At 72.8% G+C, this 21,247-nt stretch carries 18 protein-coding genes; 8 read left to right on the top strand and 10 right to left on the bottom strand.

Going from position 1 to position 21,247, the window contains the following annotated elements:
* Positions 1-19 precede the first annotated feature (19 nt).
* The gene (locus Air01nite_RS25700) at positions 20-379 is read right to left on the bottom strand and encodes a YciI family protein (protein ID WP_203705867.1); all 360 of its coding nucleotides are present in this window, start codon (positions 377-379) and stop codon (positions 20-22) included.
* Between the two features lie 92 nt (positions 380-471).
* A complete protein-coding gene (locus tag Air01nite_RS25695; protein WP_203705863.1) occupies positions 472-1,527 on the bottom strand; it encodes a class I SAM-dependent methyltransferase in 1,056 nt (351 codons plus the stop codon).
* Positions 1,528-1,652: 125 nt separating this feature from the next.
* Here Air01nite_RS25695 and Air01nite_RS25690 point away from each other — a divergent pair, with 125 nt between their 5' ends.
* Complete coding sequence (locus Air01nite_RS25690; protein WP_203705862.1) at positions 1,653-3,755, top strand: alpha/beta fold hydrolase; 2,103 nt, start codon at positions 1,653-1,655, stop codon at positions 3,753-3,755.
* On the opposite strand, the gene Air01nite_RS25685 is transcribed toward Air01nite_RS25690, so the two are convergent.
* The 3 genes from Air01nite_RS25685 to Air01nite_RS25675 are packed head-to-tail and all read right to left on the bottom strand — an operon-like array spanning position 3,692 to position 8,611.
* Positions 3,692-6,886, bottom strand: a complete 3,195-nt coding sequence (locus tag Air01nite_RS25685; protein ID WP_203705861.1) for an ATP-binding protein — start codon at positions 6,884-6,886, stop codon at positions 3,692-3,694. The two genes, Air01nite_RS25690 and Air01nite_RS25685, sit on opposite strands and share 64 nt — an antisense overlap.
* A gap of 31 nt (positions 6,887-6,917) precedes the next feature.
* The gene (locus Air01nite_RS25680; RefSeq protein WP_203705859.1) at positions 6,918-7,952 is read right to left on the bottom strand and encodes a 1-aminocyclopropane-1-carboxylate deaminase; all 1,035 of its coding nucleotides are present in this window, start codon (positions 7,950-7,952) and stop codon (positions 6,918-6,920) included.
* Positions 7,953-7,954: 2 nt separating this feature from the next.
* The gene (locus Air01nite_RS25675; RefSeq protein WP_203705857.1) at positions 7,955-8,611 is read right to left on the bottom strand and encodes a GntR family transcriptional regulator; all 657 of its coding nucleotides are present in this window, start codon (positions 8,609-8,611) and stop codon (positions 7,955-7,957) included.
* A 144-nt stretch (positions 8,612-8,755) separates the two neighbouring features.
* Between Air01nite_RS25675 and Air01nite_RS25670 the strand changes: the two genes are divergently transcribed.
* A complete protein-coding gene (locus Air01nite_RS25670) occupies positions 8,756-9,361 on the top strand; it encodes a ClpP family protease (RefSeq protein ID WP_203705855.1) in 606 nt (201 codons plus the stop codon).
* 2 nt (positions 9,362-9,363) lie between these two features.
* Complete coding sequence (locus Air01nite_RS25665) at positions 9,364-9,978, top strand: ATP-dependent Clp protease proteolytic subunit (RefSeq protein WP_203705853.1); 615 nt, start codon at positions 9,364-9,366, stop codon at positions 9,976-9,978.
* On the opposite strand, the gene Air01nite_RS41975 is transcribed toward Air01nite_RS25665, so the two are convergent.
* A complete protein-coding gene (locus Air01nite_RS41975; RefSeq protein ID WP_373310467.1) occupies positions 9,975-10,322 on the bottom strand; it encodes a helix-turn-helix domain-containing protein in 348 nt (115 codons plus the stop codon). The two genes, Air01nite_RS25665 and Air01nite_RS41975, sit on opposite strands and share 4 nt — an antisense overlap.
* An 81-nt stretch (positions 10,323-10,403) precedes the next feature.
* Here Air01nite_RS41975 and Air01nite_RS25655 point away from each other — a divergent pair, with 81 nt between their 5' ends.
* Entirely contained in the window at positions 10,404-11,243 is an 840-nt protein-coding gene (locus tag Air01nite_RS25655) for a methyltransferase domain-containing protein (RefSeq protein ID WP_203705850.1), read from the top strand.
* A 202-nt stretch (positions 11,244-11,445) separates the two neighbouring features.
* On the opposite strand, the gene Air01nite_RS25650 is transcribed toward Air01nite_RS25655, so the two are convergent.
* The 4 genes from Air01nite_RS25650 to Air01nite_RS25635 are packed head-to-tail and all read right to left on the bottom strand — an operon-like array spanning position 11,446 to position 16,411.
* Entirely contained in the window at positions 11,446-13,275 is a 1,830-nt protein-coding gene (locus Air01nite_RS25650) for an amylo-alpha-1,6-glucosidase (RefSeq protein ID WP_203705849.1), read from the bottom strand.
* A gap of 15 nt (positions 13,276-13,290) precedes the next feature.
* On the bottom strand, positions 13,291-14,610 hold the full coding sequence (locus tag Air01nite_RS25645; protein WP_239090970.1) for an MGH1-like glycoside hydrolase domain-containing protein: 1,320 nt from the start codon (positions 14,608-14,610) through the stop codon (positions 13,291-13,293).
* A complete protein-coding gene (locus Air01nite_RS25640) occupies positions 14,607-15,404 on the bottom strand; it encodes a sugar phosphate isomerase/epimerase family protein (RefSeq protein WP_203705848.1) in 798 nt (265 codons plus the stop codon). Before Air01nite_RS25640 ends, Air01nite_RS25645 begins: the two co-directional genes overlap by 4 nt.
* Positions 15,401-16,411 carry a zinc-dependent alcohol dehydrogenase gene (locus tag Air01nite_RS25635; protein WP_239090969.1) on the bottom strand — a complete coding sequence of 337 codons (1,011 nt, stop codon included), beginning with the start codon at positions 16,409-16,411 and terminating at the stop codon, positions 15,401-15,403. The genes Air01nite_RS25640 and Air01nite_RS25635 overlap by 4 nt, the downstream gene beginning before the upstream one ends.
* Positions 16,412-16,749: 338 nt before the next feature.
* On the opposite strand from Air01nite_RS25635, the gene Air01nite_RS25630 reads away from it, so the two are divergent.
* From Air01nite_RS25630 to Air01nite_RS25615, 4 genes are read left to right on the top strand one after another with little or no spacing between them, the layout of a single operon-like run.
* Positions 16,750-18,141 (top strand): ABC transporter substrate-binding protein, encoded by a 1,392-nt coding sequence (locus Air01nite_RS25630; RefSeq protein ID WP_203705846.1) that lies wholly within the window; start codon positions 16,750-16,752, stop codon positions 18,139-18,141.
* Complete coding sequence (locus Air01nite_RS25625; RefSeq protein ID WP_203705845.1) at positions 18,141-19,115, top strand: carbohydrate ABC transporter permease; 975 nt, start codon at positions 18,141-18,143, stop codon at positions 19,113-19,115. Before Air01nite_RS25630 ends, Air01nite_RS25625 begins: the two co-directional genes overlap by 1 nt.
* On the top strand, positions 19,115-19,981 hold the full coding sequence (locus tag Air01nite_RS25620; RefSeq protein ID WP_203705843.1) for a carbohydrate ABC transporter permease: 867 nt from the start codon (positions 19,115-19,117) through the stop codon (positions 19,979-19,981). The genes Air01nite_RS25625 and Air01nite_RS25620 overlap by 1 nt, the downstream gene beginning before the upstream one ends.
* On the top strand, positions 19,965-21,221 hold the full coding sequence (locus tag Air01nite_RS25615) for an ROK family transcriptional regulator (protein ID WP_203705841.1): 1,257 nt from the start codon (positions 19,965-19,967) through the stop codon (positions 21,219-21,221). The genes Air01nite_RS25620 and Air01nite_RS25615 overlap by 17 nt, the downstream gene beginning before the upstream one ends.
* Positions 21,222-21,247 lie beyond the last annotated feature (26 nt).

Genomic DNA, 21,247 nt, shown 5'->3' with positions numbered 1-21,247 from the left:
GGCACCGACAAAGGCTCGGTCATCCGTGGTCGACCACCGGGCGGATCTCCACCCCGCTGTGACCGGCCCGCACCTCGGGCAGCATGCGAGCCAGCGCCACCACCTCGTCCAGGTCCCCGGCCTCGACCAGGTAGAACCCGCCCAACCCCTCCTTGGTCTCCAGGAACGGCCCGTCGATCATCACCAGGCCACCGTCCGCGTCCGCGCGCAGCGTCGTCGCGCTCATCGACGCCGACGCCAACTCCTCGCCGCCGAGCAGCCGCGAGCCCGCGGCCGCGCGGAACGAGGCGTGCGACGCCTCGAGTGCCGCACGCTCCGCGGCCGTCATCGACTCCCACGCGATCGCGTCGCCGAAGATGAGCAGCATGTACTTCGCCATGTCCCGTGCCTTCCGTACGCGGGGCCGCGGTGCGGCCCGTTCACCGCACCGACGAACCCCACGATGCCCGAATCGACAGGCGCACGGAAATTTCAGGGACGGGCCTCGTACACGAGATTGAACGGGGTTTCAGAAACCCGGCGGAACCGGGTGAAACCGGCCTCGGTGGCGATCCGCCGGATGGCCGCCTCGCCGGCCTGCGCGCCCAGCGCGTAACCACCGTCCTGCGACAGCGCGTTCGGTACGCACAGGAACGTCGAGAACCCGTAGTAGACCCGGCCGACCGGGTTGAGGTTCTCGGACACCGTGTCGCCGGCCCGCGGCTCGACGATCATCCAGGTGCCGTCCGTGGCCAGCGACTCCCGGACGTGCCGGGCGGCGCCCAGCGGGTCGCCCATGTCGTGGATCGCGTCGAACGTCGTGACCAGGTCGAACGGCCCGCCGCCGAACGTCTGCGCGGTCGCGACCTCGAACGACGTCCGGTCGCCGACTCCGGCGTCCGCCGCCCGCTTGTGCGCCTGCGCGATGGACTGGTCGTGGTAGTCCGACCCGAAGAACCGCGACGCGGGGAACGACGAAGCCATCAGCACCGTCGAGGCACCGTGCCCGCAGCCGATGTCCGCCACGCGCGCGCCCGACGAAAGCTTCGCTGAAACCCCGTCCAGAGCAGGCAGCCACGCCGCCGTCAGGTTCGCCAGGTAACCCGGCCGGAAGAACCGCTCACACCCCTCGAACACCTCGGCGTCGTGCTCGTGCCACCCCACCCCGTCACCGCTGCGCACCGCCGCCGTGATCCGCGGCTCCGACCGCAGCGCACCCAGCGCGAGCTGGAACGCACCCGGCACGAACACCGGACCGTCCGGGTCCGTCAGCGCGAACGCCTGCTCCTCGGTCAGCGAGTACTCACCAGAAGAGGCGTCGTACTGCACGTATCCGCCGGCCGCCTGCCCCCGCAGCCACTCGTCGACGTACCGCGTGTTGGTCCCGGTCGCCGCCGCCAACGACGCAGCGGTGTGCGGCCCGCCGGCCAGCGCCCGGTAAAGACCCAGCCGCTCACCGAGAACCACGTTCCCGGCCGCCATCGTCGCGCCCAGATCCCCCACGAACCGGCCGAGGAACTCCATCAACCGGTCGTTGTCCACTGCCATCTCTGTCTTCCCCTCGATAAGGCGAATCTCGTCCCTTCCGACCCTCCGGGCCGGCGTTGCAGGCTCCTTGCAACGGCGTTGCAACGGCGACGCGGCACCCTGAGCGGCGGGGGAGAGGAGCGCACATGCGGGCACGACAACCCGACATCGAGGGGTACGTGAAACACGGCGGCGTCCGAATCGGGTTCGAGCTCTTCGAAAAGGAGGATGCCCCGACGATCGCCCTCCTGCCCGCCTGGTCGATCATCGACTCGCGGCACTGGAAGGCCCAGGTCCCCTTCCTCGCCCGCGAGTTCCGCGTCGTCACGTTCGACCCGCCCGGCAACGGCCGCTCCGACCGCCCGACCGACCCTGCCGCCTACAGCGACGACGCCCACCTCGCCTACGTCCTCGCCGTCCTCGACGCGGTCCAGGCAGAGCAGGCGGTCCTCGTCGGCCTGAGCCGCGGCGGCTGGTGGTCACTGCTCACCGCGGCCAAACACCCCGACCGCGTCCTGGGCGCGGTCGCGATCGCCCCGGTCGGCCCGTACCTCGACGCCCCGCCACCCCATCGCCTGCACGAACACTTCGAGGCAGTCAGGCCCGACTACACCGGCTGGCAACGCTTCAACCGGCACTTCTGGCAACAGGACCTACCCGGCTTCGCCGACTTCTTCTTCCGTACGGTGGTCAGCGAACCGCACTCGACCAAGCAGATCGAGGACGCCGTCGGCTGGGCCGCGCAGACCACCCCGGAGTCGCTGATCGCGAGCGAACAGTCCGTGCGCTGCGTCGGCGACCGCGCGGAGGCCGAGGCCCTGCTGCGGTCGATCGACCGGCCGGTGCTGGTGATCCGCGGCTCCGAGGACCACTGCCGAACCCAGGGCGAGATGGCGCGTACGGCCGAGCTGAGCCGCGCCCGCGACGTGATCCTGGAAGGCGCCGACCACCTCCCGCACGCCCGCGAGCCCGTGGTGGTCAACCGGCTCCTGCGCGACTTCGCCCGGCAGGTGACCGGGGCGCCGAAAGAGCCCGTCCGCTGGACCCGACCGCTCGACCGCCCCCGCCGGGTGCTGTACCTGTCGTCGCCGATCGGCCTCGGCCACGTCGAGCGCGACGCGGCGATCGTCGACGCCCTGCGCCGGCAGCGGCCGGGCGTCCAGGTCGACTGGCTGGCCCAGCACCCGGTGACCGAGGTCCTCGCCCGGCGCGGCGAGCGGGTGCACGCCGCCTCGCGGCACCTGGTCAGCGAGTCGCAGCACATCGAGAGCGAGGCGGGCGAGCACGACCTGCACGCGTTCCAGGCGATCCGCCGCATGGACGAGATCCTCGTCGCCAACTTCATGGTGTTCGCCGACCTGATCGAGCGCGAGCACTACGACCTCTGGGTCGGTGACGAGGCCTGGGAGCTCGACTACTTCCTGCACGAGAACCCGGAGCTCAAGCGGTCCGCGTACGCGTGGCTGACCGATTTCGTCGGTTGGTTGCCCATGGCGGACGCCGAGTCGGAGCTGACCGCCGACTACAACGCGGAGATGGTCGAGCAGATCGCCCGCTTCCCGCGGCTGCGCGACCGGGCCGTGTTCGTCGGCAACCCCGCCGACCTGGTCGACGATCCGCTCGGGCCGGGCCTGCCCAGCGTCCGGGACTGGACGCTCGCGCATTACGCGTTCAGCGGCTACGTCCGCGACTTCCCGCCGGTCGACGACGACGAGCGCGCCCGCCTGCGCGCCGAGTTCGGCTGGACACCGGACGAGCGGGTGTGCGTCGTGACGGTCGGCGGCTCCGGCGTGGGCGGCCACCTGCTGCGCAAGGTGGTCGACGCGTTCCCCGCCGCCCGCCGCGCGGTGCCGGGCCTCCGCCTGGTCGTCGTGGCCGGCCCGCGGGTCGACCACAGGATCGAGCCCCGGGACGGAATCGAGATTCACGGGTACGTGCACCGCCTGCACCGGATGCTGGCCGCCTGCGACCTGGCGATCACCCACGGCGGCCTGACCACGACGATGACCCTCACGGCCCACCGGCGACCGTTCCTCTACGTCCCGCTGCGCAACCACTTCGAGCAGAACCGCCATGTAAGGCACCGGCTGGACACCTACCGGGCCGGCCGGTTCGTCGACTATGGACAGACCGACCCCGACAACCTCGCGGTGTTGATGGCCGCGGAGCTGGCCAAACGCACAGACTACCGGCCGGTGGAGACCGACGGTGCCGAGCGCGCGGCGGCGCTGCTGGCCGAGCTGTTCTGAAGCCTGGCCCGCTCCGCCACCGCCCGCGCCGCGGCCAATGGCGCCTCCCAGCCGGTCCGGGCACCCGCGGCCAGCAGCGGTTCGAGCACGGCGAGGGCCCGCGCCGGGTCGCCGCGGGCCAACCAGGCCCGGGCCACCGAGGTGTACGCGTCAGCGCCGTAGAGCCAGGCCGCACCCGGCGGCGCGACCACCGCGTGCAGCATCGCGTCGGCCTCCTCCAGCAGGGCGGGGGAGCCCGTCGCCTCGGCCAGCGGAGCCAGGCAGCGCAACCGGTACGCCGTGGTGCGGTGCGACGCGCTCACCGCCAGTCCGTGCTCCAGCAGGGGAATCGCCGCGGCCGGGTCGCCGTACTCCACCAGCGTCGTGCCGTGCAGCGCGTCCACGGCGGCGGTGAACCAGGCGTGTGAGTCCATCGTGGACGCCCGCCGGGCCAGCTCCAGCGCGTCGTCGCGCCGCCCGTCGAGCCGGGCGATCCAGCCGAGATGGGCCAGGTACCACGAGGTGTAGCTGCCGTACCCGCTGCGCTCGTTGATCGCCATGGCCTCCTCGACCCGGGCCGCCGCCTCCGCCCAGCGACCGGCGGCCAGGTGCGGGAACGCCGATTCGAACCGGCACCACTGCAGCAACCACAGGTCGCCCATCTGGCGCACCAGCGGCTCGAGCTCGCCGAGCAGGGCCGACAACTCGGCGACCTCGCCCAGATAGGCGTAGGCGGTCTTCAACCCGTCGAAGGCGGCCGCCAGCGCCCCGCCACCGATGCCCCGCGCGGCCTCGGTCGCCCGCCGCCCGTACGCGAGCGCCTCGACGAACCGCAACTGGTTGCTGCTCAGCACGGCCAGCCACCCGAGCAGCTCGGCCTGCCCGCCCCGGTCGCCGAGCTGCTCGGCGAGCCGGAGCGCGTCCCGGATGTGCCCGATGCCCGTCTCGACCGGCCGGCCCGAACCCGCCCAGGCCGGCCCGCCGAGCTGCCGCAGCGCCGCCATCTCGGCCCGCCGGTCGCCGGTGTCCCGGCTGAGCCGCTGCGCGAGCGTGGCGTCGTCGAGCGCCTCGGCGAACCGGAAACGGGTCTCCCGCACCCGGGCGCGCAGCAGCAGGCCGCTGGTCCGCAGCTCCGCGTCGCCGCACCGCTCGGCCGCGGCGATCGCGTTGCCCAGCAACGGCTCCGCGTCGGACGCCGCGTAACGCCGGGCAGCCCGCCGGCCCGCGGCCAGCCAGGCCCGGCCCGCGCGCCGGTCGTCGCCCGCCGCCTGCGCGTGCCGGGCGACCGCCTCGGGGTTGTCGGCGAGCACGTCCGCGGCGCGCAGATGGTGGGCCAGCCGGGTCGGCTGCGGCGTCGAGTCGTACAGGACCTCCTGGACGAGGTCGTTGGCGAACTCGTACGCGCGACCCGCCACCACGGTCAGCCGGGTCTCCAGGATCCGGTCGCAGCGCAGCGTCGCCTCCGCGACCCCGACGCCGAGCAGGCCCGCGACGGCGGCCGGCGCGAACGAGGCGCCGAGCACCGCGGCGGCCCGCAGCAGCTCCTCGGCACCGGGGCCGGCGGCCCGGACCCGGGCTAGGACGCTGGCCCGCAACGACTCCGGGACGCCGCTGTCGCCGGCGACGAGCGCGCGCAGCGTCTCCACCACGAACAGCGTGTGCCCCCGCGTCCGGCGGGCGATCTCGGCCGCCCGCGCGTCCTGCCCGGCGGCCCGGGCCAGGTGCGCGATCGCGTCCGGGTCGAGCGGCCCGAGCGGCAGCGCCTCGGCGACCTCGTCGAGGGTGGCCAGCGCCTGCCGGCCCTCGGCGGCCCGCACGGTGGCGACGACCAGCAGCCGCGCGTCACCCGCGTGCCGCGCCAGGTAGTGCAGCAGCTCGACCGTGGCCGTGCCGGCGTGCTGGAGGTCGTCGACGACGAGCAGCACCGGGCGCGGCTCGGCGAACCGGCGCAGGAAGACCGTGACCGCGTCGTACGCGGCCCGGCGCTCGGCCTCGGGGCTGCCGTGCTCGGCCGGCGGCGCGCCGAGCACGGCGGCGGCCGCGGGCACCAGGGCGGCCAGCGCGCCGGCCCGGTCGCCGGCCGCCGCCCGGACCTGGTCGGCCGCGGAATGCGTGACCAGGTCGGCGACCGCCTCGACCACCGGCTGCAGGAACAGCGAGCGCTCGGCCGCGTAGCAGCGGACGGTGACCACGGTGCCGGCCGTGCCGCGGGCCAGCCGGGCGAGCTCCTCGGCGAGGCGGGTCTTGCCGATGCCCGGCTCGCCGGCGACCAGCATCAGGCGCGGTCGGCCCGAGGTCGCGTCCCGCCAGGCCCCGCTCAACCGCGCCAGCTCCGCCGAGCGGCCGGCGAGCCGATTCTCCGGGGCGGGCGGGGCGGGCGCAACGGGCGGCACGGCGGGCGGCACGGCGGGCGGCCCGGCGTCCCCGCGCAGCACGGCGACGTGCAGGTCACGGGTCGCGGCGGCCGGGTCGACGCCGAGCTCCTCGGCGAGCAGGGTGCGCAGCCGCTCGTACACCTCGAGCGCCCTGGCCGGCTCGCCCAGCGCGTCATGGGCGCGCATCAGGCCACGCACCGCTTCCTCGTCGAACGGGTCGGCCCGGCTGGCCGCCAGGGCCGCGTCGCGCGCCCGCGCCGGCTGCCCGGCGGCCAGCGCGGCGGCGGCGACCACCTGCCGCGCCCGCCGCAACTGCTCGGCCTGATCGGCGCGGACGGCCGCGGCCCAGTCCGCGGCGAGCTCCCCGGTCAGCGCGGGCGCCGCGGCCAACACCGCCTCCGCCGACGCGGCGGCTTCGAGCGCGGCGGCCGGGTCGCCGGGCAACACGCGCTCAGCCTCGGCGACGGCGCGCGCGGCTCGGTGCAGGTCGACGTCGGCGTGCACCCGGTAGCCGCCGCGCCCGCCCGAGACCAACTCGGCACCCAGCGCGGCACGGACCCGGCTGACCAGCGTCGCCACGTTCTCGGCGGGCCGCGACGGCGGCCGCGCGGGCCAGAGCGCGCCGACGATCTGGTCGACGCTGACCACGCGGCCCTCGGCCGCGAGCAGCGCGAGCAGCGTCCGCGCCTTGCGGCTGCCCACCTCGGCGTCGGGCAGCACCCGGCCGTCGCGGACCACCGCGAACGGTCCCACGAGCCGGATGCTGGTCTGCCTCACCGGGCCTTGCTACGTGGCCGGTTCGGGCAGGTCAACCCTTCGTTCGCCAATCCGACGCAGGATCGAAGACCGCGTGGTACGCGTTCAGCGCCGGCTGGCCGCCGAGGTGGGCGTAGAGGACGTTGGAGTCGCGCGGGATGTCGTGCGAACGGACCAGGTCGATCAGCGCCGCCATCGACTTGCCCTCGTACACCGGGTCGAGGATCACGCCCTCCAGCGAACCGGTCAGCGCGATGGCGTCCACGGTGGACTGCACGGGAATGCCGTACAGGTCGCCCGCCCACCCGGGCAGCACCGTGATCTCGTCGTCGCGCAGGTCCCGGCCCAGCCCGATCAGCGCCGCGGTGTTGCGGGCGATCTTCTCCACCTGTGCCTGCGTCTCGTCGAGCTTCGCCGACGCGTCGATGCCCAGCACCCGCCGCGGCCGCTCCTGCCCAGCGAAGCCGGCGATCATCCCCGCCTGGGTGCTGCCGGTCACGCTGCACACCACGATCGTGTCGAAGAAGACGCCCAGCTCGCGCTCCTGCTGCTCGACCTCGTAGGCCCAGTTGGCGAACCCCAGACCGCCCAGCCGGTGGTCGGACGCGCCGGCCGGGATCGCGTAGGGCACGCCGCCCGCGGCGCGGACGTCCGCCAGCGCCTGCTGCCAGCTCTCCTTGAACCCGATGCCGAAGCCCTCCTGGACCAGCCGCACGTCGGCGCCCATCACCCGGGACAGCAGGATGTTGCCGACCTTGTCGTTGACCGGGTCCGGCCAGTCGACCCAGCTCTCCTGCACGAGCACGGCCTTCAGGCCCGCGCGGGCCGCGACCGCGGCCACCTGGCGGGTGTGGTTGGACTGCACGCCGCCGATGCTGACCAGCGTGTCCGCGCCGTTGGCGAGCGCGTCGGGCAGGAGGTATTCGAGCTTTCGGGTCTTGTTGCCGCCGTACGCGAGACCGCTGTTGCAGTCTTCGCGCTTGGCCCAGACCCGCGCCCCGCCGAGGTGGGCGCTGAGCCGGTCGAGGGGGTGGACCGGGCTCGGGCCGAACAGCAGGGGATAGCGGTCGAAGTCGGCGAGGGCCATGGTCATTCTCCTTCGAGCAGCGGAGTCAGGGTCTGCCAGTTGGCGCGGGTGGCGGCGACGGCGCCCTCGACATCGCCGGCCGCGCACAGCGCGATGATCCGGTCGTGCTGTGCCACCGAGCCGCGGCCGCTCAGCGACGAGAACCGCAGCCGTTCCAGCCGGCGGAGCTGGGGGGTGAACTGGTCGAGCACGCTGCGGACCGCGGTGTTGGCGCAGGCCGTCACCGCGACGCCGTGGAACTCGTCGTCGGCGGCGATCGCCGCGTCGACGTCGTCGGCCCGCAGCGCGGCCGCGAACCGCGCGTTGGCCGCCCGCATCGCGTCGAGCTCGGTGGCGGACAGGTTGGGCAGTGCCTCCCGCACGGCCAGCTCGTGCATCGCCGAGGTCACCGACTGCGCCGCCCGGACCGCGCGGACGTCGAGCGGGCTGACGATCGTGTAGCGCCCGGGCTTGGTCCGCACGAGGCCGGCCTCGTCGAGCCGGGTCAGCGCCTCCCGCACCGGCGTCCGGCTGACGCCGAGCCAGCGCGCGAGGTCGGCGTCGTTGAGCCGCTCACCGGGGGCGAGCGTGCCGTCCACGATGGCGTCCCGGATCGCCCGGTAGGCGTCGTCGCGGGGCAGTGACCGGGCCACGACACCTGCACTTGAAGGGATCGGCATGCAACATATTGCACTTCGCGCGCCGCCGCCGTGTCAAGCGTTCGCCGAGCGCTGAACCTCGCTGCCGTCAGCAGCGTGGCCTGGCCGGGCCGTGATCGGGGTCCGCATCGTGGGGACACACGAACGACCCGAGGAGAGACGACCATGCAGAGCTTGACGGGCGGTGCGACGCTCGACGACCAGTTGGCGAGCCGGTTGCTGCACCAGCGGATCATCGTGCTCGGCCAGGAGGTGGACGACCCGATCGCCAACCGCCTCTGCGCCCAGTTGCTGCTGCTGTCGGCCGAGGACCCGCGCGCCGACATCAGCCTCTACATCAACTCGCCGGGTGGGTCGGTCAGCGCCGGGCTGGCGATCTACGACACGATGCGGGTGATTCCCAACGACGTGCGTACCGTCGCGATGGGTCTGGCCGGGAGCATGGCGCAGTTCCTGCTCTGCGCGGGCACGGCCGGCAAGCGGTTCAGCCTGCCGCACGCCCAGGTGCTGATGCACCAGGGCTCGGCCGGCTTCGGTGGCACGGCCGCCGACATCGAGATCTACGCCGGCCAGCTCGAGCGGATTGGGCGGACCCTGGTCGAGCTGATCGCCCAGCACACCGGGCAGCCGGTCGAGGCCGTGCACGCGGACAGCGGGCGGGACCGATGGTTCAACGCCGAAGAGGCGCTCGAGTACGGGATGGTCGACCACGTGGTGACCCAGGTCGACGACGTGCGGCCGACCGTCACCCGGCAACCGGTGGGGCTGTGACGATGAGCCAGTACACGATCCCGACCGTCATCGAGCGGACCTCGACCGGGGAACGCGCCTTCGACATCTACTCGCGGCTCTTGTCAGAGCGGATCATCTTCCTGGGCACGGAGATCGACGACGGCGTCGCCAACGTCGTGATGGCGCAGCTCCTGCACCTGGAGTCGGCGAGCCCCGACCAGGAGATCGCCCTGTACATCAACTCGCCGGGCGGCTCGTTCAGCGCCCTGACCGCGATCTACGACACGATGCGGTTCGTGCGGCCCGACGTCGCGACCTTCTGCCTCGGCCAGGCCGCGTCGGCCGCGGCGGTGCTGCTCGCGGCCGGCACGCCGGGCAAGCGGGCCGTGCTCCAGCACGCCAAGGTGGCGCTGCACCAGCCGTCCAGCCAGGCCCGGGGCACGTTGCCGGACCTCGCGGTCCAGGCCAAGGAGGTCAGCCGGATGCGCGCGGAGATGGAGGAGATCCTCGCCGACGTGACCGGACATCCGACCGGCAAGATCCGCGCCGACATCGACCGCAACGTGCTGTTCTCGGCGGACGAGGCGGTCGCCTTCGGCCTCGCGGACCATGTGGTCCGCAGCCGCAAGGGCACGCCGCTCGCTCGGGTCGGCTAAGCGGCGATCCGCAGGTGGACCTCGCCGGCGCGGCCCGCGGACGGAAGACGGGGGCGGGCCACGGCGGCGCGGGCGTCGGCGAGGCGCAGGACGGGTGCCACGCGGGCCGGGGTCAGCTCCCGGCCCGCGGCGGCGAGCAGGTCGGGCAGGTCGACGCCGAGCGCGCCGCAGACGGCGGCGAGCACCTCGGACGACGGCTCCTTGCGGCCGCGCTCGACCTCCGACAGGTACTGCGCGGAGACGCGGGCGTCCTGGGCGACCTCGGCCAGCGTGCGGCCCTGCCGCAGCCGGACCCGGCGCAGCAGCCGGCCGAACACCTCACGCAGCAGCGGCTGGTCCGTCACGCGCCTGACTCTAGGCGGACCCGCCCGCCCCGCGGGCGCCGTTTCGCGCTGGGCGTAGCGGAACGTGCTTAGCTTTCTGGCATGACGGCCGACCCTGAACAGTCCGACGCGGGCGTGTTCGCCGACATCGACGCCCTTCCGCAGCCCATGTTCGAGGTGCTCCTCGGCGTGCTCCGCGCGATGGCGGCCCATCCCGAGATCGAGCGCGTGCGCCGGACCGCGTGGGAGGCGCTCGCACCACAGCCGGGCCAGCGGTTGCTCGACGCCGGGGCGGGCGCGGGCGAGGTGGCCCGCGAGCTGGCCGCCGTCGTCGGCGCGGAGGGCGAGGTCGTGGCGATGGACGCCTCCGCCCGCACGCTGCGCGCCGCCGAGGACCTGACCCCGACCCACCTGCCGGTCCGCTTCGTCCAGGGCGACGTCACGGACCTGCGCTTCGACGCGGACACCTTCGACGGCGTACGCGCGGAACGGGTCCTCCAACACCTCGCCGACCCGGACCGGGCCGTGGCGGAGCTGACCCGGGTCACCCGCCCCGGCGGCCGGGTCTGCCTGATCGACACCGACTGGGAGTCCGCCGCCGTCGACGGCGTGCCCGGCGACCTCGCGGCCGTGATGCGCGACCGCCTGCTGAACCTGTCGGCCCAGCACCACAACGACATGGGCCGCACGCTGCGCCGCCGCCTGGTCCACGCGGGCCTGACCGACGTGACCGCGACCGCGGTGACCCTGGTCTTCCCGAACCCCACCTCGGCCGCGGTGGTCATGCCGTTCTTCAACCCGGAGGTCCCGCCGGAGGCCGGCATGGTCCCGGACGAGCTGCGCGACCGCTGGTTCGCCGAGGTCGCCGCGGCCGGCGAGCGCGACGAGTTCCTGGCCGCCCTCACGATCTGGGTGGCCGCGGGCAGCCGGCCCATCCGGTAGCGCACCAGCTCCGAATCCACAGTGTCCCGACCGGGACCCGGAGAAGGAGGAGCAACGATGCGCAAGCTCATCCGGCTCGTCGTCGCCGCCGCGGTGACCGGGGTGTTGGTCTGGCTGCCCACCGTGGCCCAGGCCGGCATCTCCGCCCGCGGCGTCGACTGACCCACCGATCGCGCGGGCGCCGGCGACGGCGCCCGCGCACCTATTCGAGCACGGTCCGCAGCAGGAGCGGGGCCGCCGCGGCCCAGGCCTGTGGTGAGCAGGAGTGCGGGTACGGCACCGGTGGCTGGCCGGGTCGGCGGGCTAGGCCCGTCAGCACCTCGGGCAGCCGGCCGCCCGCGGTCGAGGCGGCCGCGACCAGGCCGTCGGCGATCCGGGCCGCCGCGTCCCGCCGGCCCGCGCGGGCCAGGCCCGCCACCGCGAGCGCCGTGTCGTGCGGCCAGACGCCGCCGCGGTGGTACGAGAGCGGGTGGTACGGCGCCTGCCCCTCGGCCAGCGTGCGGATGCCCCAGCCGGAGCAGAAGTCCTCGGCGGCCAGCCGCTCCGCGACCAGCGCCGCCCATGAGTCGTCGAGGATGCCCGACCACAGCACGTGGCCGGCGTTCGAGGCCAGCGCGTCGACCTGGCGGTCCGCGCCGTCCATGGCCAGCGCGACGAACGCGTTCGGCAGGCGGAAGTCCGCGGAGAACATCGCCCGCAGGCGGTCCGCGCGCCGGTCGAGGTCGGCCGCCCAGTCCGGGTCGCCCCAGGCCGTGCGGGCCAGCTCCGCGGTGCCGCGCAAGGCCCGGTACGCGTACCCCTGTGCCTCGCAGACCGCGATCGGACCCTGCGCCACCGCGCCGTCGGCGAACACCATCGAGTCCGCCGAGTCCTTCCAGCAGTGGTGCACGAGGCCGGGCGCGTCCGTGGGATAGCGCAGGTAACCGGTGGCCTGCATGCCGCCGTCGTCGAGCATCCAGGCGACCGCGGCCCGAGCGGCGGGCTCGAGGTCCTTGGCCACGATGTCGTCGCCGGTCACCGCGTGGTGCTCGGCGAGCAGCACCAGGAACAGCGGCGTCGCGTCGACCGTGCCGTAGTAGCGCGCGTAGGGCACCTCGCCCAGCGCCGCCAGCTCGCCCTGCCGCAGCTCGTGCAGGATCTTGCCCGGCTGCTCGATCCGCTCGGCCGCGTGCTCGCGGCCCTGCGTCGCGGCCAGCAGGCGCAGCGTGCCCTCGGCCAGCTCCGGCCGGTACGGCAGCGCGAACAGCGAGGTGAGCAGGCTGTCCCGGCCGAACAGGGTGAGGAACCACGGCGCGCCGGCGGCCGGGACCACGGTGCCCGCCGGCAGCTCGACGCCGGGCAGCGGCAGGTCGGCGGCCGGCACCCGGAGGCTGTCGAGGTCGGCGAGGCCGCGGGCGGCGCAGCGGGTGAGATCGTCGCCGGACACGAGCGCCGGCGCGGAGATCGGGGGCGCGGGCACGGCCGCCGCGCCACCGGCGGAAACCGTCGCGCGCAGCGTCACCGAACCGTGCGCCGGCACGGTCACCGTCCACTGGGGGCCGTCCGGCGACATCCGGGCCGGCGGCGACGCGGTCACCCGGGTCCGCCGCCGGAAGCCCCGCCGGGCGTACGCGAAGACCAGGTTCGCGTCCGCCGCGGTCACCTCACGCGTGGCGTCCGACTTGTCGAACAGCCGCGACGACCGCAGCTCGAACTGGTCCGCGAAGTCGGCCTCGGCGGACAGCGCCACCCGCACCGTCTGCGGCGAGGCCACGAAGCTCGTCAGGGTCAGCTCCTCGGCCAGCAGGCCGGAGCCCAGGCGCTGCACCCGCCGCAGCACGAACGGCGGGTTCTCGTTGCGCACGGTCGGCGGCGCCAGCACCACCTCGTCGCCCGAGTCGCCGGTGCCCAGCGCCCGCAGCGCGCGGCCGTGCACGGTCAGCACCCAGCGCGACAGGTGCCGGGTGTCGGCGACGAAGAACCCGCCGGCGTCCGTGACGTTGCCGGCGGCGTCGGTCAGCAGGCAGGTGACGCCCGAAACCAGGGTCCGCATATCGGTGTCAACGACTCAGCGGCGTGGCCCGGTGCGGATGAGGTCCAGCGTGAGCGCCGCCGTCCAGCTGAAGTCGTCGGTGCCGAAACCCGCGCCGGTGAGCGGGTCCAGGTATTCGCGGAAGCCGGCCGTCCGCACCCGCGCCAGGAGCCGGTCGCGCAGGTCGTCGGCCAACCCGGTCTCGCCGTGCAGGCGCAGTCCGTACCAGAAGAGCCAGCTGGTGTTGATCCATCCGGGACCGCGCCAGTAGCGCCCGGCCTCGTGGTCGGCCGCGGTCAGGTCGTAGCTCGGCACCGGGCACGCGTCGGCCAGCCGGAACCGGTCGCCGAGCGCGGTCTTCACCAGGTCCGTCGCGACCGGCAGGTCCGGGACGACCACGGGCAGCAGACCCGCTATCGAGTACGACCGGAGCACGGCGTCGCCGACGACGTCGTACGCGAAGAAGGTACCGGCGGTGACGTCCCACAGCTCGGCCATCAGCGCGTCGGTGACCTGCTGCGCACGGGCCAGGTGGCGGGCCGGGTCGAGCCCGATCTCCGCGGCGATCGAGGCGAGCGCGTGCTCACCGGCGGCCAGCAGCGCGTTGCACAGCGGGTCTTCGACCGCGAACCCGGGCGTCTCGCGATAGCCCGAGTCCCGGTAGTCGCGGGCCAGCCGGATGTAGCGCCCGTAGTCGGTGTCGGTCGGCCGCTCGGCCGCCGCCGCGTGCGCGAGGTCGCGCCGGGCCAGCTCGGCGGGCGGCAGCGGGACGACCCGGGACAGCGGCACGTCCCAGGCCGGGCTGTTGTCCATCCCGGACTCCCACGGGTGCACCACCGAGACCAGGCCGCGCCCGCGCAGGTCGCGCGCGGTGAGCAGAAAGTCGTGCCAGGCGACCAGACGCGGGTAGAGGCGTTCCAGGAAGCGGCGGGAACGCGCCACGGCCGGCGCGGCGCGGAACGTCTCCCAGGCGGCCAGCGCGTGCGCCGGCGGCTGCACGATCCCGGAGGTGGGCACGCCCGGTGCGCCGGCGACGTCGGCGGAACGCCAGAACGCCGGGCCCGGGAAGTACGCGTCCGCGGGCACCAGCGGGTCGAACACGATGTGCGGCACCCGGCCGTCGGTCCACTGCGCGCCGAACAGCGACTCCAACTCGCGCTGTGCCCGCACCGGCGAGAAGTGCCGCAGGCCGAGCGCGATGAAGGCGGAATCCCAGCTCCACTGGTGCGGGTAGAGCCCGCCGGCGGGCACGGTCGCGCCGCGCCGCCAGTTGGCGGCCAGGACCCGCCGCGCCGCCCGGTCGAGCGACGCGGACGGCGAGATGACGGCACGCACCGGTGCGTCCGCGATGCTCACGACCACCTCCGCAGGTAGCCGGGGATCGCGGCGACCGCGGCCGTGGGCTCGCCGCGCAGGCGGCACTCGACGGCCAGGTGCCCGTCGTAGCCGATCGCGTCGAGCGTGCCGAGCAGCGCGCCCCAGTCGATGTGCCCGGCGCCGGGCTGGAACCGGTTGGAGTCGCTGACCTGCACGTGGCCGAGGCGGTCGGCGGTCTTGACGAGCGCGCTCGTCGGCTCGTCCTCCTCGATGTTCATGTGGTACGTGTCGGCGAGCACCCGCAGGCCTCGCGACCCGGCCTCGTCGATCAGCGAGACGGCCTCGTCGAGCCGGTTGACCATGTGGTCCTCGTAGCGGTTGAGCGGCTCGAGCACGAGGGTCACGCCGTTCGCCTCCGCGTGCGCGCCCAGCTCGCTCAGCGCGGCCAGCAGCACCGCGCGGTCGGCGTCGGGGGTGCGCGGCGGCTCGAACGGCGGCAGCCGCCGGGAGAACATGCCGTAGGAGGCGGGTGTGCAGGCGACCGACCCGCCGATCTCCGCGATCACGGAGAGCTGGGAGCGGAGCTGGGCGATCGCGTCGCGCCGCAGGTCGGCGTCGAACGCGCCGATGAAGTGCAGCATGTCGACGCAGACCGACGGCATCGGCACGCCGTCGCGGGCCGCCTGGCGCAGCTCGGGCAACCGGTCGCGGAACGCGAAGTCGCCCTTGGCCCGCAGCTCGATGCCGTCGTAGCCGGCGCGGGCGGCGAAGTCCCACTTCGCCTGGAGGCTCTCGCCGGGGAGCAGCTGCTCCTGGCAGGAGATCTTGATCATGAGAACTTCAACACCACCTGGAGTGCTTCCTGCGGACGGTGGTCGAGCATGGCGAACGCCTCCGCCGCCTCTTCCACCGCGATGACGTGCGTGACGAGGCCGACGGGGTCGACCGCGCCCTGCTGGGCGAGGCCCAGGAACGCCTGGTTGAGGCGGGCCTGGTCCCAGCGCCCGGCGAGCTCCGGTGGCACGCCCCCGATCTGGGAGGAGACGATCCGGACCCGGTTGTGGTGGAACTCGTCGCCGAGCCGCAGCCCGACGCCGTCGCCCTGGTAGAAGCCGGACGCCACGACCCGGCCGTCGACCGCGACCGCGCGGATCGCGTCGTGCAGGGCCGGGTAGTGGCCGCTGATCTCGATCGCCACGTCGGCGCCGCGGCCGGCGGTCAGCTCGCGCATCTTGAGGGCCACGTCGTGCGCGGCGGAGTCGACGGTGTGTGTGGCGCCGTACTCCTTGGCCTTCTCCAGCCGGGCCGGCAGCGTGTCGACCGCGACGACGGTGGCGCCGGAGAGCTGTGCCAGCCGCGTGGCGAGCAGCCCGAGCACGCCCTGGCCGAAGACCGCGACCACCTCGGAGAGGTGGATGTCGGCGGCCAGGACCCCGTTGAGCGCGACCGCGCCGACGCGGGCGAAGGTGGCCGCGATCGGGTCCAGGCCCGGCGGCACCACGCAACCGCGGACCTTCTCGATCGGGAGTACGGCCTCGCCGCGGTGCCCCCAGATGCCCCAGACCTGTTGACCGGGTACGGGGTCCTCGGGGTGCGGCTGCTCGGCCAGCATCTCGACCACCTCGCCGACCTCCGAGTAGCCGAGCCCGGCGACGGGATAGCGCAGGCCGCTGGTGCCCTCGACGAACAGCCGCAGCTCCGGGTCCCAGTCGCGGTTGAGGTAGGGGTTCGTGCCGCGGTAGGCGGTCAGCTCGGTGCCGGCGGATATCCCCGAGTAGCTGGTGCGGACGCGCACCTGCCCGGGACGCAGCTCCACGTGGGGCTGGTCGACGACCTCCACGTGGCGAGGGGAGGTGAACTGGACAATCTGCGGCACGACGGCCTTCCGCCCATGGGTCGAAGAGAGGAGTGCGCGACATAACGACGACACGTTTCGCCGAGATGTTACGCACTTATGTCTGGCAATCAAGTATAAGTCCGGATCCGCATCTGTCCGTCATATGTGGACAAATCGTCTCGCGCGCCGTGCCGCGCTGGTGCATGATCGTCCGTTACCCGACGGAGAGCCCGAACGTTACGTACATATGTCTTGCCTTCGCGTATAAGACCTTGGTGTGATTCGTCCGTAGATCGTGGACAAAGGGAGAGATCGATATATCGGACGAAGGAGCTAACCGCGTGCACACGAGAAGCCTGTTTGCCGCCGTCTTTTCGGCGGTGCTCGTGACCACCGCACTGAGCGCCTGCTCGGGGGATGCGACCGAGGACGACGCCACCGGGTCGATCACCGTGTGGAGCCTGGAGAGCCAGACCGACCGGGTCCAGGCCACCCAGAAGATCGCCGACCAGTTCACCGCGCAGACCGGGATCCAGGTCAAGATCGTCGCGACCGACGAGAACCAGTTCACCAGCCTGATCACCTCGGCCGCCGCGGCCGGCCAGCTGCCCGACGTGATCGGCGCGCTGCCGCTCGCGGCCGTGGCCCAGATGGCCTCCAACGACCTGCTCGACACCGACGCGGCGAAGGCCGTGGTCGACGAGCTCGGCCGCGGCACCTTCTCGCCGCGCGCCCTGGAGCTGACCGCGCAGGACGGCAACCAGCTCGCCGTGCCCAGCGACGGCTGGGCCCAGCTGCTCTTCTACCGCAAAGACCTGTTCGACAAGGCTGGCCTGGCCGCGCCCGACACGTTCGACAAGATCCGGGCGGCCGCGCAGCGGCTGAACACCGGCGGGGTCGCCGGCATCACGATGGCCAACGTCCCGAACGACGCGTTCACGGAACAGACGTTCGAGAACTTCGCGCTCGGCAACGGCTGCGAGATGGTCGACGACCAGAAGAACGTGCTGCTCGACTCGCCGCAGTGCGTGGCCGTGTTCCAGCTCTACCAGGACCTGTTCAAGAACTGGTCCGTGCCGGGGGCGCAGGACGTCGACACCACCCGGGCCACGTACTTCGCCGGCAAGGCAGCGATGGTGGTCTGGTCGTCCTTCCTGCTCGACGAGATGGCCGGGCTGCGCAACGACGCCCTGCCGACCTGCCCCGAGTGCAAGGCCGACCCGGCGTTCCTCGCCAAGAACAGTGGCATCGTGACCGCGGTCGCCGGTCCCGACGGGCAGCCGGCCCAGTTCGGCGAGATCACGAGCTGGGCGGTCACCAAGGACGGGCCGAGCACCGACCAGTCGCGCAAGTTCGTGGCGTACATGATGAACGAGGGCTACACCGGCTGGCTCGGCATCGCGCCCGAGGGCAAGTTCCCGGTGCGCAAGGGCAACCAGGCCGACCCGGCGAAGTTCACCAACGCCTGGAACACGCTGCCGGCCGGGGTCGACACGCGCAAGCCGCTGGCCGAGGCCTACCCGGCGCCGGTGCTGGAGGCGCTGCGGACCAGTCCCGACACGTTCAAGCGGTGGGCGCTGCCGCAGAAACAGGGCGCGCTGCTCGGTGCCACGCTCGGCGAGTTGCCCGTACCCAAGGCCGTCAACGCCCTGACCGGCGGTGAGCTCGATCCGGCCGGGGCGGCGAAACGCGCGGCGGACGACGTGCGGGCGATCCAGAAGTCGTTGAACTGATGGTCGCCACCGAACAGCGGCCGGCGGCGCCCGAGCGGCGCCGCCGGCCGGCGCGGCAGCTCACCCGCAAACAGCGGGAGAACCGGGCGGGCCTGGCCTACCTGTCGCCGACGTTCCTGGTCGTGCTGGTCGTGGTCGTCGTGCCGATCCTCTGGACGATCCTGTTGGCGTTCCAGCGCCTGCGGCTGATCAACATCCGGCGGTCGGGCCTGTTCGGCGACTTCACCCTGCGGAACTTCGAGTACGTGTTCACCTCGCCGGGCTTCTGGAGCTCGCTGTGGACGACGCTGGTCTACACGATCGGCGGCACGGCGTTCTCGATCGTGTTCGGGCTGATCGCCGCGCTCGCGCTGCGCCGGCGGTTCCCGGGGCGGACGCTCGTGCGGGCCAGCGTGCTGCTGCCGTACGTGGCGCCGGTGGTCGCGGTGACCTTCGTCTGGGAGATCATGCTCAGCCCGCAGTTCGGCGTGACCAACGACTGGGGTCAGCGGTTCCTCGGGTGGGACCGGCCGATCGCGTTCCTCAGCCAGCGCGAATACAACCTGTGGGGCGTCGACATCCCGCTCGCGCTGATCACCGTGATCGTCTTCGAGGCCTGGCGGTACTTCCCGTTCGCGTTCCTGTTCATCCTGGCCCGCCTGCAGGCGGTGCCGCGCGACCTGGAAGAGGCAGCCGTCGTCGACGGTGCCGCGCCGACGCAGCTCTTCCGGCACATCCTGCTGCCGCAGCTCGGTGCGGTGATCGCGCTGCTGTCGGTGCTGCGGTTCATCATGACGTTCAACAAGTTCGACGACGTCTGGCTGCTCACCGGTGGTGGGGCGGGCACGCAGGTCGCCAGCGTCCGGGTCTACGAGTTCCTCACCTCGCGGCTCGACATCGGCGCCGCCGCGGCGCAGGGCCTGGTGCTCGCCGCCGCGCTCGTCGTCCTGCTGGTGATCTACCTGCGGTTCTTCGCGCCGCGGGAGGAGTCGTGATGGATCGCGCGACCTTCGAGACCCGCCTGTTCGGCGTGCTGCGGTGGGTGGTGATCGCGATCCTGATCGTGGTCACGCTGTTCCCGTTCTACTACATGGTGCTGTTGTCGATCCGGCCGATCGAGGCGGTGCTCGGCAACCCCGGTGACCTGTGGGCGGGGCCGGCGGAGTGGACGGTTTCGACATATCGCGAGGTCCTGAGCCCGGTCTCCGACGGTGGGCAGGGTTTCGTCGGGCTGATCGGCAACACGCTGTTGGTGGCGGTGTCGGCGACTCTGCTGACGCTGCTGGTTTCGCTGCCGGGCTCGTACGCGGTGAGCCGTCTGCAGTTCGTCGGTCGCCGCCAGGTGCACTTCCTTTTCCTGGCGATCTACCTGTTCCCGGCGATCCTGCTGGCGATCCCGCTGTTCACCGTGTTCACCCGGCTCGGGCTGCGCGGGTCGCTGTTCGGGCTGATCATCGTGTACATCGCGCAGACCATCCCGGTCTCGATCTACATGCTGCGCAACTACCTGACGACGATCCCGGTGAGCCTCGAAGAGGCGGCCGCTGTCGACGGTTACAGCAGGTTACAGACCCTCCGTAAGGTAATCTTGCCGCTCGCGGCACCGGCCGTGATGGCGAACGCACTCTACGTCTTCATGATCGCCTGGAACGAGTACCTGTTCGCCCTCCTCTTCCTGGTCGAGAACCGTGGCAACTGGACGGTCTCCCTCGGCCTCGCCCAGTTGTCCGGAGGCATCGAAGTGAGCAAGACGGTTTTGATGGCCGGGTCGGTGGTGCTTACCCTGCCCATCGTGATCATCTTCTTCGCCACGGAACGACTGCTGACGGAGGGGTTGACCGCCGGTGCCGACAAGGGATAGGCCACCCGCGCAGGGCGGGCCACCCGGTTCACCGGTCGTCGTCCGGGGCGCGGCCGGCAACCTGAACTCGGCCGGGCACCTGCTCTGGCTGGTCCGCACCGGGCGGGCCCGGACCCGGTCCGAACTCCAGTCCTTCACCGGCTTGTCGCGGTCGACGCTGGTAGCGCGGATCGACGCGCTGCGGGCGGCCGGCTACCTGCGCCGGTCGGGGGTCGAGGAGTCGACCGGAGGCCGGCCGGCGGAGTTGCTCGAGTTCGACACCGACCACGGTCTGGTGCTGGTCGCGGACCTGGGCGCCAACCACGCGCGGGCCGCGGTGCTGGACGCCGGTGGTGCACTGCTGCACGAGGAGCACGAGCACATCAAGATCGGATCGGGTCCGGCTTTCGTGCTGGACTGGGTCGATGCCGCGTTCGGCCGCCTGCTGGCGGCGTCCGGTCAGCCCAGTTCTCGGGTGCGCGGGATCGGGGTCGGTGTGCCGGGGCCGGTCGAGTACGACGCCGGCGTGGTGACCGAGCCGCCGATCATGCCGGGCTGGGACGGGGTGCCGATCGCGGACCGGCTGCGGTCGACGTGGGGTTGCCCGGTGTTCGTCGACAACGACGCCAACCTGATGGCGTTGGGGGAGCAGGTGGCTTTCTACCCTGACTGCCCCGCGTTGTTGTTGGTGAAGGTCGCGACCGGCATCGGCGCGGGGATCGTGGTCGACGGCCGGGTCTATCGCGGGATCGACGGCGGTGCTGGCGACATCGGACATATCCGTCTTGCTGGTTTTCCCGAGGCCCGGTGCGAGTGCGGGTTGTATGGGTGCCTGTCCGCGGTGGCCAGCGGCCTGGCGTTGGCGCAACGGCTGACGAGCGGCGGCACGCCGACGCAGTCGGGCCCGGAACTGGTCGAACGCATCCGGGTGGGCCACGGCGAGGCGGTCCACCTGGCCCGCGAGGCGGGCCGCCTGGTCGGCGAGGTCCTGGCGACGGTGGTCTGCCTGGTGAACCCGGGGGTCCTGGTGATCGCGGGAGACCTGGCGGAGACCCATTTCGTGACCGGGGTACGGGAGATGCTCTACACGTACGCCCTGCCCCGCGCGACCCGGCACCTGGAGGTCACGACGAGCCGGCTGGGCCCACAGTCTGCGGTGACCGGCGCCCACGCGATGGTGATCGACGAGATCTATTCGCCGAGCGCGGTGGACGCGGAACTGGCCGCACCCCCAGCGGTGGACCTCTCCCGCACCCGCTGACGTTCGGAAACGAGTTGCCGGACGGT

The organism is Asanoa iriomotensis, from assembly GCF_016862515.1.
In the GTDB taxonomy this organism is placed as follows: Bacteria; Actinomycetota; Actinomycetes; order Mycobacteriales; family Micromonosporaceae; genus Asanoa; species Asanoa iriomotensis.
The sequence above is the reverse complement of the archived record's forward strand: the minus strand, read 5'-3'. Positions and strand labels throughout refer to the sequence as shown.

Coding starts and splice junctions, on each gene's coding strand:
- Air01nite_RS25670 (WP_203705855.1), top strand. CDS start 8,756: ATGCAGAGCTTGACGGGCGGTGCGACGCTCGACGACCAGTTGGCGAGC.
- Air01nite_RS25675 (WP_203705857.1), bottom strand. CDS start 8,611: ATGCCGATCCCTTCAAGTGCAGGTGTCGTGGCCCGGTCACTGCCCCGC.
- Air01nite_RS25625 (WP_203705845.1), top strand. CDS start 18,141: ATGGTCGCCACCGAACAGCGGCCGGCGGCGCCCGAGCGGCGCCGCCGG.
- Air01nite_RS25640 (WP_203705848.1), bottom strand. CDS start 15,404: ATGATCAAGATCTCCTGCCAGGAGCAGCTGCTCCCCGGCGAGAGCCTC.
- Air01nite_RS25665 (WP_203705853.1), top strand. CDS start 9,364: ATGAGCCAGTACACGATCCCGACCGTCATCGAGCGGACCTCGACCGGG.
- Air01nite_RS25700 (WP_203705867.1), bottom strand. CDS start 379: ATGGCGAAGTACATGCTGCTCATCTTCGGCGACGCGATCGCGTGGGAG.
- Air01nite_RS25650 (WP_203705849.1), bottom strand. CDS start 13,275: ATGCGGACCCTGGTTTCGGGCGTCACCTGCCTGCTGACCGACGCCGCC.
- Air01nite_RS25680 (WP_203705859.1), bottom strand. CDS start 7,952: ATGGCCCTCGCCGACTTCGACCGCTATCCCCTGCTGTTCGGCCCGAGC.
- Air01nite_RS25695 (WP_203705863.1), bottom strand. CDS start 1,527: ATGGCAGTGGACAACGACCGGTTGATGGAGTTCCTCGGCCGGTTCGTG.
- Air01nite_RS25690 (WP_203705862.1), top strand. CDS start 1,653: ATGCGGGCACGACAACCCGACATCGAGGGGTACGTGAAACACGGCGGC.
- Air01nite_RS25655 (WP_203705850.1), top strand. CDS start 10,404: ATGACGGCCGACCCTGAACAGTCCGACGCGGGCGTGTTCGCCGACATC.
- Air01nite_RS25620 (WP_203705843.1), top strand. CDS start 19,115: ATGGATCGCGCGACCTTCGAGACCCGCCTGTTCGGCGTGCTGCGGTGG.